This is a genomic window from Microbacterium sp. A93 (assembly GCF_051842835.1).
Genome location: NZ_JBPXMT010000016.1, coordinates 136,019 through 149,811, shown reverse-complemented (window position 1 = coordinate 149,811; position 13,793 = coordinate 136,019). Strand labels below are relative to the sequence as shown.

Annotated in this window: 11 protein-coding genes; 8 read left to right on the top strand and 3 right to left on the bottom strand. The window is 65.1% G+C overall.

Annotation, left to right across the window (positions count from 1 at the left end; translation table 11 throughout):
- Positions 1–109: 109 nt before the first annotated feature.
- From ACSU1G_RS31240 to ACSU1G_RS31220, 5 genes are all read left to right on the top strand, one after another.
- Positions 110–925 (top strand): ABC transporter permease, encoded by an 816-nt coding sequence (locus ACSU1G_RS31240; RefSeq protein WP_439284996.1) that lies wholly within the window; start codon positions 110–112, stop codon positions 923–925.
- An 8-nt stretch (positions 926–933) separates the two neighbouring features.
- Positions 934–1,752 (top strand): ABC transporter permease, encoded by an 819-nt coding sequence (locus ACSU1G_RS31235; RefSeq protein ID WP_439284995.1) that lies wholly within the window; start codon positions 934–936, stop codon positions 1,750–1,752.
- A complete protein-coding gene (locus ACSU1G_RS31230; protein WP_439284993.1) occupies positions 1,745–2,578 on the top strand; it encodes an ABC transporter ATP-binding protein in 834 nt (277 codons plus the stop codon). The genes ACSU1G_RS31235 and ACSU1G_RS31230 overlap by 8 nt, the downstream gene beginning before the upstream one ends.
- Before the next feature lie 73 nt (positions 2,579–2,651).
- Positions 2,652–3,698 (top strand): ABC transporter substrate-binding protein, encoded by a 1,047-nt coding sequence (locus tag ACSU1G_RS31225; protein ID WP_439284991.1) that lies wholly within the window; start codon positions 2,652–2,654, stop codon positions 3,696–3,698.
- Positions 3,699–3,809: 111 nt separating this feature from the next.
- Positions 3,810–6,053, top strand: a complete 2,244-nt coding sequence (locus ACSU1G_RS31220) for an arylsulfatase (RefSeq protein ID WP_439284989.1) — start codon at positions 3,810–3,812, stop codon at positions 6,051–6,053.
- A 75-nt stretch (positions 6,054–6,128) separates the two neighbouring features.
- On the opposite strand, the gene ACSU1G_RS31215 is transcribed toward ACSU1G_RS31220, so the two are convergent.
- The 3 genes from ACSU1G_RS31215 to ACSU1G_RS31205 form a co-directional block, all read right to left on the bottom strand.
- Positions 6,129–6,470 carry a hypothetical protein gene (locus tag ACSU1G_RS31215; protein ID WP_439284987.1) on the bottom strand — a complete coding sequence of 114 codons (342 nt, stop codon included), beginning with the start codon at positions 6,468–6,470 and terminating at the stop codon, positions 6,129–6,131.
- A 148-nt stretch (positions 6,471–6,618) separates the two neighbouring features.
- Positions 6,619–6,966 carry a hypothetical protein gene (locus ACSU1G_RS31210; protein WP_439284985.1) on the bottom strand — a complete coding sequence of 116 codons (348 nt, stop codon included), beginning with the start codon at positions 6,964–6,966 and terminating at the stop codon, positions 6,619–6,621.
- A gap of 109 nt (positions 6,967–7,075) precedes the next feature.
- Positions 7,076–7,966 carry a LysR family transcriptional regulator gene (locus ACSU1G_RS31205; protein WP_439284983.1) on the bottom strand — a complete coding sequence of 297 codons (891 nt, stop codon included), beginning with the start codon at positions 7,964–7,966 and terminating at the stop codon, positions 7,076–7,078.
- Between the two features lie 131 nt (positions 7,967–8,097).
- On the opposite strand from ACSU1G_RS31205, the gene ACSU1G_RS31200 reads away from it, so the two are divergent.
- Genes ACSU1G_RS31200 through ACSU1G_RS31190 form a run of 3 tightly spaced genes read left to right on the top strand, consistent with a single transcriptional unit; the run spans position 8,098 to position 13,687 of the window.
- A complete protein-coding gene (locus ACSU1G_RS31200; protein WP_439284982.1) occupies positions 8,098–11,550 on the top strand; it encodes a proline dehydrogenase family protein in 3,453 nt (1,150 codons plus the stop codon).
- A gap of 20 nt (positions 11,551–11,570) precedes the next feature.
- Positions 11,571–12,224: an FMN-binding negative transcriptional regulator gene (locus ACSU1G_RS31195; RefSeq protein ID WP_439284980.1), complete on the top strand. Its 654-nt coding sequence runs from the start codon at positions 11,571–11,573 to the stop codon at positions 12,222–12,224.
- On the top strand, positions 12,221–13,687 hold the full coding sequence (locus tag ACSU1G_RS31190) for an amidohydrolase (RefSeq protein WP_439284978.1): 1,467 nt from the start codon (positions 12,221–12,223) through the stop codon (positions 13,685–13,687). Before ACSU1G_RS31195 ends, ACSU1G_RS31190 begins: the two co-directional genes overlap by 4 nt.
- Positions 13,688–13,793: the final 106 nt, after the last annotated feature.

Genomic DNA, 13,793 nt, shown 5'->3' with positions numbered 1-13,793 from the left:
TTCTTCCGGTTCGTAATGCGAGTGAGATCTACAATAACTTGCCGTAGACAAGATATGTGTGCTTTCATCATAAACGTCACTTCGAAAACAACCAGAGGGAGTCGTGATGATGAGCAAGGGTGCTCGGCTGAGGCGCGTGAACGCGCTGACGCATACGAGCAGCATCCGCCGACGAGTCCTGGTGGGGGCGGGCGCCGCTGTCGCTGCGATCCTCATCTGGCATCTTGCGACGACACAGCTGCATCTGATTTCTCCGCTGTCGCTGCCGAGTCCGGAGGCGGTGTTTCAGCGCATCGTGACGCTCAGCACCACCCCGTACCTCGGAGAAACCATCTGGGGCCACGCATGGGCGAGTGTGCAGATCGTGTTGGCCGGATGGTTGCTGGCTGGCGTGTTCGGCATCATCCTCGGCGTGGGCATCAGCTGGTCCGCGACCGTGCGCAACCTCACCTTCCCAATCTTCCAGGTGCTCCGGTCGATCTCGCCCATCGCATGGATCCCCATCGCGCTCGTCTGGCTAGGCATCGATGACAGTGCACGAATCTTTATTGTGTTCATTGCGGCGTTCGTGCCATGGACAGTGAACTCGATGGATGCCGTGCGTGGCGTCGATCCGCTGCTCTTACGTGCAGCGAAAACGCTGGGCGCCGGACGGCGCACTCTCACCAGCGTCGTTCTCCCCGCGTGCCTTCCCACCCTGCTCGCCGGAGCACGCATTGCCCTCGGTAATGCGTGGACAGCGCTTATCGCGGCCGAGCTTCTTGCCGCGACCGCCGGTCTCGGCTTCATGGCGCTGAACTCCTCCAGAGCTCTGGATACCCCGACCATGCTCGCGTCGATGGCGGTGATCGGAGCACTCGGCATCCTCTTCTCGGCGCTGATGCTCCGTCTGTCGAAGATCATCGCGCCCTGGGCGAAGAACTGAGGCCCGGCATGATTTCTCTCACAACGACACGTTCGATCATCCGTCCCATCGCGAAGCGGTCATCCACAGCTGTTTCACCGCTCTGGGTGATCGTCTCCCTCGCCCTGTTCCTCGTCGTCTGGGCAGTGGCCAGCCTCGTTATCGGCCCGCACCTCGTGCCTGGCCCGATCGAGGTCGCGCAGACCTTCTTCTCGCTCATGGTGCAGCCACTCGCCGGTCTCACCCTCCCCGGACACGTTCTGTCGTCATTGACGCGGTGGGGCACCGGATTCCTGATCGCGGTCGTCCTCGGCGTACCGATCGGCATCGCGTTTGGCGCCATCACTTGGGTGCGTGAAGCGTTCACTCCCATGTTCGAGTTTCTCCGTTACATTCCGCCGTTCGCGTGGATCCCACTGGCGATCCTGTGGATGGGAACAGGGCAGACAAGCGCCGCCTTCATCGTCTTCGTCGCCGCCTTCCCGGCCGTGGTCATCAGCACCCAGGTCGGCATCGTAAACGTCGACCCGCGGTTGCCGCGGGCCGCGATCAACCTCGGTGCGGGCCCCGTGCGACTCATCACCCAGGTGCTCACTCCGGTCGCAGTGCCGTCGATCTTTACCGGAATTCGCGTCGCAGTGAGTAACGGCTGGATGGCCGTGGTGGCCGCCGAGATGATCGGTGGTACCCAAGGCGTCGGATTCCTCATCATTCAGGGGCAGGAGACGGGCGATGTCCGTGTCGTGATGGCCGGCATGATCGCGATCGGCATCACTGGTGCGTTGATTGATTGGATCGTCAACATCGTCGGAAGTCGCTCCACACCCTGGAGGAAAACCAATGACTGACCAGCGCGAGACCACACAGGAAAGGTTCGAAACGACGATGACTGATCGACGTGAGCCCACATCAAAACTCTCCGTGCGCGGCGTCACGAAGCGGTTCCAGACCAAAAGAGGAGAGGTCGATGCGCTTTCTCCGACGGATCTGGATGTCGCGGAGGGCGAGTTCGTCACCATTGTCGGTCCGTCCGGCTGCGGTAAATCCACGCTGCTGATGATCGCGAGTGGCTTGGAGTCGGCGACCGAGGGCGAGATCTACGTCGACGGGAAGCTGGCGACCGAACCCGGCCCCGACCGTAGCGTCGTCTTCCAGCAGTTCGCGCTCTTCCCGAACATGACGGTGGAGCAGAACATCGGCTTCGGTCTGAAGGCGAGGGGGGTGCGCAAGAACGATCGCGTGGCTCCGGTTGCCGAGCAGGTCGAGAACATGAAGCTGACCGGGTTCGAGGGCGCGTACCCGAGCGAACTTTCCGGCGGCATGCAGCAGCGTGTCGCGATCGCCCGCGCCCTCGTGCTGGAGCCACCGCTGCTCTTCATGGATGAGCCGTTCGGCGCACTTGATGCGCAGACCCGTACGCGGATGCAGGACGAGATGGCGAAGCTGCGTGCGCGCATCAGTTCGACGATCCTGTTCGTCACGCACAGCGTAGAAGAAGCCGTCTACCTCGGCGACCGCATCATCGTGATGTCTGCGCGACCGGGACGCATCGCCCACGAGTACCGGGTCGATCCGAACAGCGCGTGGAAGGGCATGTCGATCGAGACCGCGATGAGCGACTCCGATTTCAACTCGCTCCGCGAACGCATCTGGCAGCACCTGCACGGAAATTGAGACTGCGCATGCCGTGAGCCACCCGCTCACGGAGCGCACCTGCGATACCCACCCCGAATGGAGAACGAACAACATGAAGCACCTCACCCGCCGCACTGTCGCGGTACTCGGCGCATCGACCGCCCTCGCGGTCGCGCTCGCCGGCTGCACATCCTCACCCAGCGCTGACGAGCAGGATGGCCCCGCGAAGATCACGCTCGCGTCGCAGCCGAACGGTGCGGGCCTGCCGTTCTTCATCGCCGAAGAGGAGGGCTTCTTCGAGGATGAAGGGCTCGACGTCACGATTGAGAACTATGCGAGCGGCCCGGCGTCACTGGCTGCGGGGGCAGCGAATGAATGGCAGGCCGGATGGCTCGGTGCCCCGCCAGCCCTCACCGGTGCGAACACCTTTGGTCTAATCCCCGCAGGGCTCATGATGCGTGAAGACCCGAACCACATCATGTTCATGACCGCTGATGTGTTGAAGGGATCCGACCCGGCCGAGGTGTTGCGCACGCACCCCGTCGCAACCTCGCAGAACTCACTTGCCGAGCAGGTGATGCGCGGATGCGCGGAATGGCTAGGCGTTCCTGCTGAGGACGTTCAGATGGTCCCGCTGGATGGCGGCGCCGTTGTGCAGGCGATCATCTCTGGGCAGGTCGACGTCGTCAACAGTTGGGTCACCCCGGCCTGGCCGCTCCTCGAGGACCCGGAAACCTACGTGCCGGTGTGCGACGCCGAGGAAGCGGGCGTGGCAGTGACATCGGCGATCGTGGTGACGCCGACGTTCTTGAAGGAACGTCCGCAGGATGCAGAGGCATTTGTGCGTGCCACGACACGGGCCACTGCGTTCATCACGGAGAACCATGAGAAGGCCGTCGCGTACATGCTCGACTATTACGAGACGTACGCCATTACCGGTTCGGAGGAGCAGGCCGAGTGGGAGGTCACCGCGCGCACCTGGTTCGACATCGACGAGGCCATCGGTGGGGTCGAGTCGGGAGAGACGAGCGACGCGCTCAAGGCGAGCGCGGAGTTCTTCGTCAACGCGGGTGTCTACCCGGAGGCCCCGCCCATCGACGATCTGCTCGAGGAAGGGCTTGCTCTGCTGAAGGCAGCGCAGAGCGGCGCCGCCGAGTAGGCACGTAGCGACTCCACGACTGAAACGGAGGCGGCGGGTGCATGCTCGCCGTCTCCGTCGTGTCAGAGCGGGCGCAGTCCTTCATCCTCTGCAGGAAAGACAGAAAGAACCATGAGCAACGAATCGAACACGAGTTTCGGCGGCACCATCGGACGCACGGTCGCCGACTCGACTCCGGCGTGGGAACAATCCCGCGGCGCACGCGAGGGGGCGCCGAACGTCATCACGATCGTCCTGGACGACGTGGGCTTCGGGCAGCTCGGCTGCTACGGTTCGTCGATCGCGACGCCGCACATCGACAGCCTTGCCGAAGGTGGCGCGAGGTACTCGAACTTCCATGTCGCGGCCCTGTGCTCGCCGACCCGGGCATCCTTGCTCACTGGGCGCAACCACCATGCGGTCGGGGTGGGGTTCCTCGCGGACTTCGACAGCGGATTCCCCGGATACCGCGGAGCGGTACGGCGCGAAGTGCCGATGCTCCCGGAGATCCTCAAAGAGGAGGGGTATGCCACCTATGCCGTTGGCAAATGGCACCTCACCCCGCCGTCGCAGATGACGCAGGCCGGCCCCTTTGAACAGTGGCCGACCGGCCGCGGTTTCGACCGGTATTACGGCTTCCTCGGTGGTGAGGAAGACCAGTGGGCTCCCGAAGTCTGGGAGGACCAGCACTACGCCGAGTTGCCAGAGGACCCGGAGTACCACGTGAGTGCCGACCTGGTCGACCGGTCGCGACGCTACCTCGCAGATCACGTCAGCGCGACCCCGGAACGACCCTTCTATCTCCACCTTGCGTTCGGAGCAGGCCACGCGCCGCATCAGGCGCCGAAGGACTACATCGCCCGATATCAAGGAGCATACGACCACGGGTGGGACGAGGAACGCGCACGAATCCTGCGCCGCCAGATCGAGCGCGGGATCGTCCCAGAAGGCACCGAGCTCCCGCCAGCGAACCCTGGCGTAGCGGCATGGGATGGACTCAGTGATGACCAGAAGCGGCTCTATGCGCGCATGCAAGAGGTCTTCGCCGCATTCATGGAGTACACCGACGCGCAGATCGGACGGCTCCTGGCGTTCCTTCAGGAACAGGGGCTGACGGAGAACACGCTCGTCGTGCTGCTCTCCGACAACGGCGCCAGTGGTGAAGGCGGCCCGCACGGCTCTGCCAACGAGTACCGCTACTTCCTCGGTCTCGAGGATCGCTTCGAGGACAGCCTGGCGATGATCGACGACCTGGGCAGTCCACTGACGCACAACCACTACCCGTCGGGGTGGGCGCAGGCAGGGAACACGCCGCTGAAGATGTACAAGAAGTACACCTATGGTGGCGGGGTTCGCGCGCCTCTCATCGTGCACTGGCCAGGGCATGTGCAGCGCGCCGAGCAGGTACGGCACCAGTTCCATCACGTGACAGATCTCGTGCCGACGATTCTCCAGGCGATCGACGTCGATGTTCCCGAGTCATTCCGCGGTGCGGCGTTCGAAGACTTCGACGGCACCTCGCTTGCATACTCACTCGCGGACCCCGATGCCGAAGGCACCCGGTCCACGCAGTACTTCGAGACCGCCGGGTACCGGGGCATCGTCAAGGACGGCTACAAGGCGATCGCGAATCACGAGCCGGGTGCAGATTACGATGCGGATCGATGGGAGCTGTACGCGATTCGGGAGGACTTCAACGAGGTCGCGGACGTCTCGGCACAGCATCCGGAGCTGACGCAGTCTCTTGTTGACGCGTGGTGGGAGCAAGCCGAGAAGCACGGCGTTCTTCCGCTTGACGATCGGATGCAGACGCGTGTGCAGTCTCGTGACCTGGTTCGCGAACGCGCCAGCTATCGGATGCTGCCTGGTGCGCGGCTGCCGAACGGATCTGCCGCGCCAGGGTTTGGCGACCGGGAGTTCCGCATCACGGTGCAGCTGAGCGACTTCGTGGGGCAGGAGAGCGGAGTGCTCGTCTCCTACGGCCGTCGCGCAGCAGGGTTCGTGCTGTTCATGGACGATGGCAAGGCTGTATTCGACCTGAACAGGGCGGGGGAACACACCGTTGTGAGTGCGCCTCCCGCACCGGCGGGCACCACCGAAGTGTCGCTGACGCTGGATCGGAGTGACGGCAAGGCGTTCGCGACGTTGGCGTACGACGGTGTGGGTGTTGTGACGCAGGAGCTTCCCTCACTCATGCCCGCAGGGCTCGGCTGCCTGTCGCTGCAGGTGGGCTACAACTACCCCTCGCCGGTATCTCCGTTGTACGAGCGACCGGCCCGCTTCACTGGGTCGATTCGAGAGGCGTTGATCGAGTTCCCCGACGCTGCGCCAGAGATGTCGGAACAGCACTGGCAGAGGCTAATTGCCGCGGAATAACAGACGGCGATGGGGGTGGTGCACTCGGCATTGCGCCGGATGCAACATCCCCATCGACGTAGCCGCATCGGAGGACTAACCTGGCCGCAGGCGGGTCCCCTGCTCGCCCCGGATCTGAGGGAAGCGGTGTGCGATGGACTCGATGATGATGGGTGCCATGTCACAGGACATGAAGGCGATGCCCGGCATGGAAATGATGGACATGGCCGTCATGCAGGCCTGTATGGATGCCTGCTCCGCCTGCGAGCAGGCTTGCACCATCTGCTCGATGCAGATGATGGATTGCGCGCCGTCGTGCATGAACTGCGCCGACATGTGCAACACGATGATGCGATCGATGATGCGGATGCAGGGCATGACACCCGCCGTGATGATGTCGATGCTCGACGCCTGCATCGCCATGTGCCAGCTGTGCATGGACTCCTGCATGGAGCACGCGGATCACAGCGAGGTCTGCAAGATGTGTGCTCAGTCCTGTAAGGCCTGCATGGACGCCTGCATGGACATGAAGAACATGATGATGGCGGCTGCCTGAGCAACCCTCACATTCGGAACGCGAGTCGAGTCAGACCGATGCGACGTTGAACTGCACGCGCCCGACAGCGAGCACGTGATAACGAAGGTGCAGGGCCACCGGCGTGCCTGCGGCAGCCTCGAGAGCTGCCCCCGAACCGTTCCACAGTGCGTGCGCGGTGCCGTCGAGATCCCGCACGATCAGGTCGCCGCTCACGGCATCCGCTGATTCGACGATTCCGTCGACCCATTCGCTGGATGTCGCTGACGCGAGGCGCGCCTGGATCAGGTGCAGCGCATGGCCCGGTGTGAATGAAGAGCAGACATCTCCGTGGTCGCACATGCACGCCGCACGCTCCGTCACCTCGAGGGGTGAAAGGCGGTGCAGTGGGGTGGACACGGTGATCTCCTCTGGTCGGGAACTGATCTGGCAAGATTAGATCGGGCGTGCGCGACATGAAAACGCGGGCGACACGTGGCGAAACATTGGCGAGTTCGTGCGGCACCATTCACCGAGGCACGTGCGCGGCGAGAGCCTCCGTCATTGCAGTGAGTACCGCCGCGACCGCGGTGTTGTCGCGCGAAGACGAGCGGGTCGCCGCGAAGATCTCGCGCACAGGGGACCCTGGCAACTCGAGCAGCCGCACCGAGGAGCGGTCTCCGGTCCAGACGAGATCGGGCAGCATCGCCACCGCGTGACCGGCGGCGACCAGGCGCGCATGCGCGATGAGATCGGTGGCCTCGAATCGGACATCAGGCTCGAAACCCGCAGCGCGACACTGCTGCATGGTCCACTCCCGAACCGCGGCGCCCTTCGGCTCCATCGCCCACGCGTGATCGTGCAGATCGGACAGGCCCGTCGCCGATGACCCGGGAGGTACGGCCAGGCGCACCGGGTCAGGTCCGAGCAGCGTGCGATCGATTCCGTCGCGCAGTTCACGTGTGTACCCGGAGTATTGCTCGGCGACCACGAGGTCAAAGCCCCGCGCCTGCAGTTCGAACAGCCCCTCCTCAGGAGCCATCTCCACCATCTCCACGCGGAGGTCCGGCATCCGCTCGGCGAGCAGGGTCAGCGCCGGCGGCACCAGGGCCTCGGCGGCTGTGGGCATGACGGCGATCCGCACCCGCTCCTCAATCTGCTGCGAAGACGACAGCTCGGCGCGTGCGGCCTCGTCCAGTTCCAGAGCGCGCGCCGCGTGCGCGGCGAGCAGACGCCCTTGTGTCGTGAGCCTGACGCGCCTACCGTCGGGTTCGAGCAACGAAACTCCGGCCTCACGCTCGAGTTGTGCGAGCTGCTGCGACACCGTGGACGGACTGTACGCGAGGGCTGCGGCAACCTCCGAGATGGTGCCACGCAGGGCCAATTCATGCAGCAGGCGCAGTCGTCGAAGCTCGAACATGGAGCGCCTCACAATCATCGAGAAAACCGAATATTAACTATCGTAAACGCTTGCTTTTCACGAAGGGTAGTGCGGCTCCACACTGAGATCAAGACTCGCGGTTCCACCGCGCTCTGGAGTGAGGAAACCCGATGAACCCGATGACATCCACCCCGACCGGCAACGCTGAGCTCGCAGCGCTCTCAGACGACGCGATCGCGCTCGTACAGCGCTGGCTCGTCGAGAGTCGCGAGGTGCCAAGCGACACTGCCGCCAAGCGTCTCGCTGGCGTGCTCAGCGACCCGAACGGTCTCGACTTCACCGTCGGTTTCGTCGATGGTGTGGTGCGCCCGGAAGATCTGAAGGTCGCGGCCCTCAACCTGCGAGGCCTGGTGCCGCTCACTCCGAAGTTCCTCCCGCTGGCGCTGCGTGGTCTCATCCGTATCGGCGGTGCGCTGGCTCCGGCGTTCCCCGGAATCGTTGTGCCGATCAGCCGTCGCGTGCTCCGCGGAATGGTCCGGCACCTCATCGTCGACGCCACCGATGCCAAGCTCGGCAAGGCGATTCGCCGCATTCGTGCGGACGAGGGCGTGCACCTGAACATCAATCTCCTCGGAGAGGCGATCCTCGGCGAAGAAGAAGCTGCCCGCCGACTGGAGGGCACCCGACGACTCCTCGAACGCGATGACGTCGACTACGTCTCCATTAAGGTCTCATCCACCGTTGCCCCGCACAGCCCGTGGGCGTTCGACGAGGCCGTCCGGCATGCCGCCGACGCTCTCGTCCCGCTGTTCCGGATCGCCAAGAGCCGCGGCGGAAAGTTCATCAACCTCGACATGGAGGAGTATAAGGACCTCGACCTCACGATCGCGGTCTTCACCTCGATCCTCGACCGCGAGGAGTTCCGCGGTCTTGAGGCTGGCATCGTGCTGCAGGCTTACCTGCCGGACGCCCTCGGCGCGATGATCCACCTGCAGGAGTGGTCTGCCGCTCGCGTGTCCGCCGGCGGGGCACCGATCAAGGTCCGGGTCGTGAAGGGTGCGAACCTGCCGATGGAGCAGGTGGATGCCGAGACCCACGGCTGGCCGCTCGCGACGTGGCACAGCAAGGAGGCTTCGGATGCCTCGTACAAGGCGGTACTCGATTACGCACTGCGTCCGGAGCACGTGCAGAACGTGCGCATCGGCATCGCCGGGCACAACCTGTTCGACATCGCCCTCGCTTGGCTGCTCGCGAACCAGCGCGAAGCGACGGCCGGAATCGAATTCGAGATGCTGCTGGGCATGGCCACCGCGCAGGCGACCGTCGTCCGCCGCACCGTCGGCTCGCTGCTGCTCTACACGCCTGTCGTGCACCCGACCGAGTTCGACGTCGCGATCGCTTACCTGATCCGCCGACTCGAAGAAGGCGCTTCCACCGACAACTTCATGTCTGCCGTGTTCGAGCTTGACGATGAGCCGGTGCTGTTCGCCCGCGAGCGGGACCGCTTCCTCGCCTCAATCGCATCGATGCCGGCCGAGGTTCCAGGCCCGAACCGCACGCAGGATCGCAGCGCCGAGCCTGCGCCGTCCCCGCGTGACGAGTTCGACAATGCCCCCGACACCGACCCGAGCCTGAAGGCGAACCGTGCATGGGGCGATGCGATTCGCTCCCGCATGGAGTCCTCCGCACTCGGCGAAGAGACCGTCCGCACCCACACGCTGTCGGACGCAGCATCCCTCGACGCCGTCATCTCCGCAGCCACCGCAGCAGGTGAGGCCTGGCGGGCCCTCGGAGCCGCCGGTCGGGCGGAGATCCTGCACCGTGCCGGTGACGTCCTCGAGGCTCGTCGCGCCGACCTCCTCGAGGTGATGGGCGCCGAGTGCGGCAAGGTGCTCGAGCAGGGTGATCCAGAGGTCTCAGAGGCCATCGACTTCGCGCACTACTACGCCGAGAGCGCCAAGCGCATCGAGGCGATCGACGGTGCGACGCACAAGAGCGCAGGTCTCACCGTCGTCACCCCGCCGTGGAACTTCCCTGTCGCCATCCCCGCCGGCTCCACGCTCGCCGCTCTCGCTGCCGGCTCTCCCGTGATCATCAAGCCGGCCCGTCAAGCCCGTCGCTCCGGCGCGGTCATGATCGAGGCGCTGTGGGAAGCGGGAGTCCCGCGCGAGGTGCTGCAGTATGTACAGCTCGACGGCCGCGAACTGGGTCAGCACCTCATCAGCGACCCAGCTGTCGAGCGCGTCATTCTCACCGGCGGCTACGAGACGGCAGAGCTGTTCCGCAGCTTCCGCCCCGACCTGCCGCTGCTCGCCGAGACGAGCGGCAAGAACGCGATCATCGTCACCCCGCACGCCGACCTCGACCTTGCCGCCCGTGACGTCGCCTACTCGGCGTTCGGTCACGCCGGGCAGAAGTGCTCCGCGGCATCCCTCGTCATCCTCGTCGGCTCGGCCGCGCAGAGCGAGCGGTTCCGTCGTCAGCTCATCGACGCGGTCGGCTCGTACCAGGTCGGACAGCCGTGGGACGGGTCCAGCCGCATCGGACCGCTGATCGGCCCGGCAGACGGGAAGCTCCTGCACGCGCTCACCACGCTGGAGCCCGGCGAGAAGTGGATCATCGAGCCCGAGAAGCTCGACGACGAGGGCAAGATGTGGCGTCCGGGCATCCGCGAGGGTGTCGCTGCCGGCTCGCCCTTCCACCTCACCGAGTACTTCGGTCCGGTGCTCGGCATCATGACCGCGAAGACGCTCGATGAGGCGACCGCGATGGTCAACGCGATCGACTACGGCCTTACCTCGGGGCTGCACTCGCTGGACGAGGACGAGATCACGCAGTGGCTCGCGAACGTGCAGGCCGGAAACCTCTACGTGAATCGTGGCACCACGGGCGCCATCGTGCAGCGTCAGCCCTTCGGCGGCTGGAAGAAGGCCGCAGTCGGCGCCGGAACCAAGGCTGGCGGTCCGAGCTACCTGATCGGTCTGTCCGATTGGGAAGACGCCCCGGTCGCCGCCGATGCTCCGAAGGATGCCGTCTCCCAGGCCGCGCTGGCGGCTCTTGCCTCGGCGAAGGATGCAGGGGATGTCGACGCCGCTTGGTTGCAGGGCGCTCTCTCCACGGATGTCGCGGCATGGAGCGACGAGTTCAGTGCCGTGCGCGATGCGACCGGCCTCATCACTGAGCAGAATGCGCTGCGCTACGACGTCATGCCGGTCACGATTCGTCTCGAGCAGGCGAGCGCCGCTCAGGCGATTCGCGTGATCGCGGCCGGTGTCCGTGCGGGGTCCCGGCTCAGCGTCAGTGCGGCGACGGAACTTCCGGCATCCGTCCACGCCTGGCTTTCCGGCGCGAGTGTCGGTGTCGCCGTCGAAGATGCCGCAGCGTGGGGTGCTCGCGCCGCACGCCTCGCCGAGACCGGCGGGCGCATCCGTCTCGTGGGCGGCAACGCCGCAGCGGTCGCGGCGCACACCGGCGGCTCGCCCGCGGTCGCGGTATACGCGGGCCCGGTCGTGTCTGCTGGCAGGATCGAACTGCTGCCGTTCCTGCGCGAGCAGGCCGTGTCGATCTCGGCGCACCGCTTCGGTACGCCGCACCGTCACGAGATCGCCCCGCTCACTGCATAACCAGCACGAGGAGACCACCGATGAGGCCCAACCCCGATTACGAACTCGACGACGTCGACGCCATCCGTGCTCTGGTGCGTGAGAACCCGTGGGCGAGCATCGTCAGTTTCGTCCCGGGGAAGGGCCTCGTCGCCTCGCACTATCCGATCCTGCTCGATGAGGATGCCGACGGCATTGTGCTGCTGAGCCATGTCGGCCGTCCGGACGAACGTTTGCACGAACTCGGCGGACACGAGGCGATGGTCATCATCTACGGCCCGCAGGGCTACGTCTCGCCCGGGTGGTATGACTCCTCACCGGCGGTGCCGACGTGGAACTTCGTTGTCGCGCACCTTTACGGCACCCCGGAGATCCTCTCCGATGCGGAGAACCTGCAGGTGTTGGAGAAGCTCGTCGCGCACTTCGAGAACCCGCTGCCGGAGCCCTACCTGATGAACCGTACGCTGGAGAACGCCGCCTACGCCGAACGCATCGTGCACGGCACAGTCGGCTTCCGGATGCGTGTCGAGCGCTTCGAGGCCAAAGACAAGATGAGCCAGGACAAACCTGCCGAGGTCGTTGACCGCGTCATCGACGCACTGGGCAAGCCCGGCCCGTACTTCAACCCACCACTCGCCGCACGTATGGCCGCGACCCGCACCGATGCGACCAACACCGAGGAGAACCGTTCGTGACTGACATTCTTACCCTGCGTGGTGCCCGTCCCTATGGTGCAGAGCCCGTCGACGTCGTGATTCGTGATGGCATCATCGCGGAGATTGGACTGGCCGGCTCAGTAGAGACGGCAGGCGAGGTCGTCGATGTCTCCGGTCGCTGGATCGGCCCTGGCCTGTGGGACTCGCACGTGCACTTCACTCAGCACGTGACTCGCCTGCGTCGGATCGACCTTACCGAGACGCGCAGTGCGCAGGACGTGCTTGACACGGTCATCCGCGCTCGCGCAGGCGGAGCTTCGCTGATCGGCGGGATGCTGATGGGCTACGGCTTCCGAGACGGCCTCTGGTCGGAGCCCGCGACGCTCGCAGCCCTCGACGCGGTCATCAGCGATGTACCGGTCGTGCTGGTGAGCGGCGACCTGCACTGTGGGTGGTTCAACTCGGCCGCAGCCGCACACCTCGACGTCAAGATCGACGCCACCGGCGTCCTGCGTGAGGGGCCGTGGATCGAACTTCTGCACTCCTTCGACACGGCATCCGACTTGCCCTTCGAGGCCTACCAGGAGGCTGCTCAGGCAGCGGCCGCTCGAGGCGTCGTCGGGATCGTCGAGTTCGAGACGACAGACAATGTCGCCGAGTGGCGTGAGCGCATCGCGAACGGGCTCACCAGCCTGCGGGTGGATACGGCGGTCTGGCCTGATCGTCTGGAAGAGGCTATTGCGGCTGGATTGCGCACCGGTGATGCGCTTGACGACCAGGGGCTCGCGACGTTCGGCCGGCTCAAGGTCGTCGTTGACGGCTCGCTCAACACCCGCACCGCATGGTGCTGGGATCCGTACCCCGGACTTGACCCGGCAGACCCGCACGTGTGCGGGATGGAGAGCGTTCCGGTCCCGGAGCTGCGGCGGCTACTGGAGCGCGCCCGCGAAGCGGGCATCGAAGCAGCTGTGCACGCGATCGGTGATCGCGCGAACAGCGAGGTACTCGACACCTTTGCGGAGCTCGGCATGCAGGGTGTGATCGAGCATGCGCAGCTGGTTCGTGAGGACGATTTCTCCCGCTTCGCCGAGTTGGGCCTTGCAGCCAGCATCCAGCCGGAACACGCGATGGACGACCGTGATGTCGCCGACCATCACTGGGCAGGCCGCACTGCTCACGCGTTCGCGTTCGGATCACTGCACCGCTCCGGTGCAGAGCTGCGACTGGGATCGGATGCGCCGGTCGCGCCTCTTGATCCATGGATCTCGATCAGCGCTGCCACTTCTCGCAGCCGAGGAGAACGCGATTCCTGGCATCCAGAGCAGCGACTGCCACTCGACGTCGCGCTCGCATCATCCGCACGCTCGACACTCGAGGTCGGTCAGCCGGCCGACCTGGTGATCGTCGACCGCGATCCGAATGCCTGCGACCGCGATGAGCTCCGCGACATGCCGGTCGCGGCCACACTGCTCGGAGGACGCTTCACGCACCGCACCTTCTGAAGTCCGGGCGGACGGCCGTCATGCGTAAGAGCGTGACAACGTCTCTTCGCTGACTTTGCCCGCACGCTTCACCGAGATCGACAAGTTCGCCCGTCGCGCATATGTC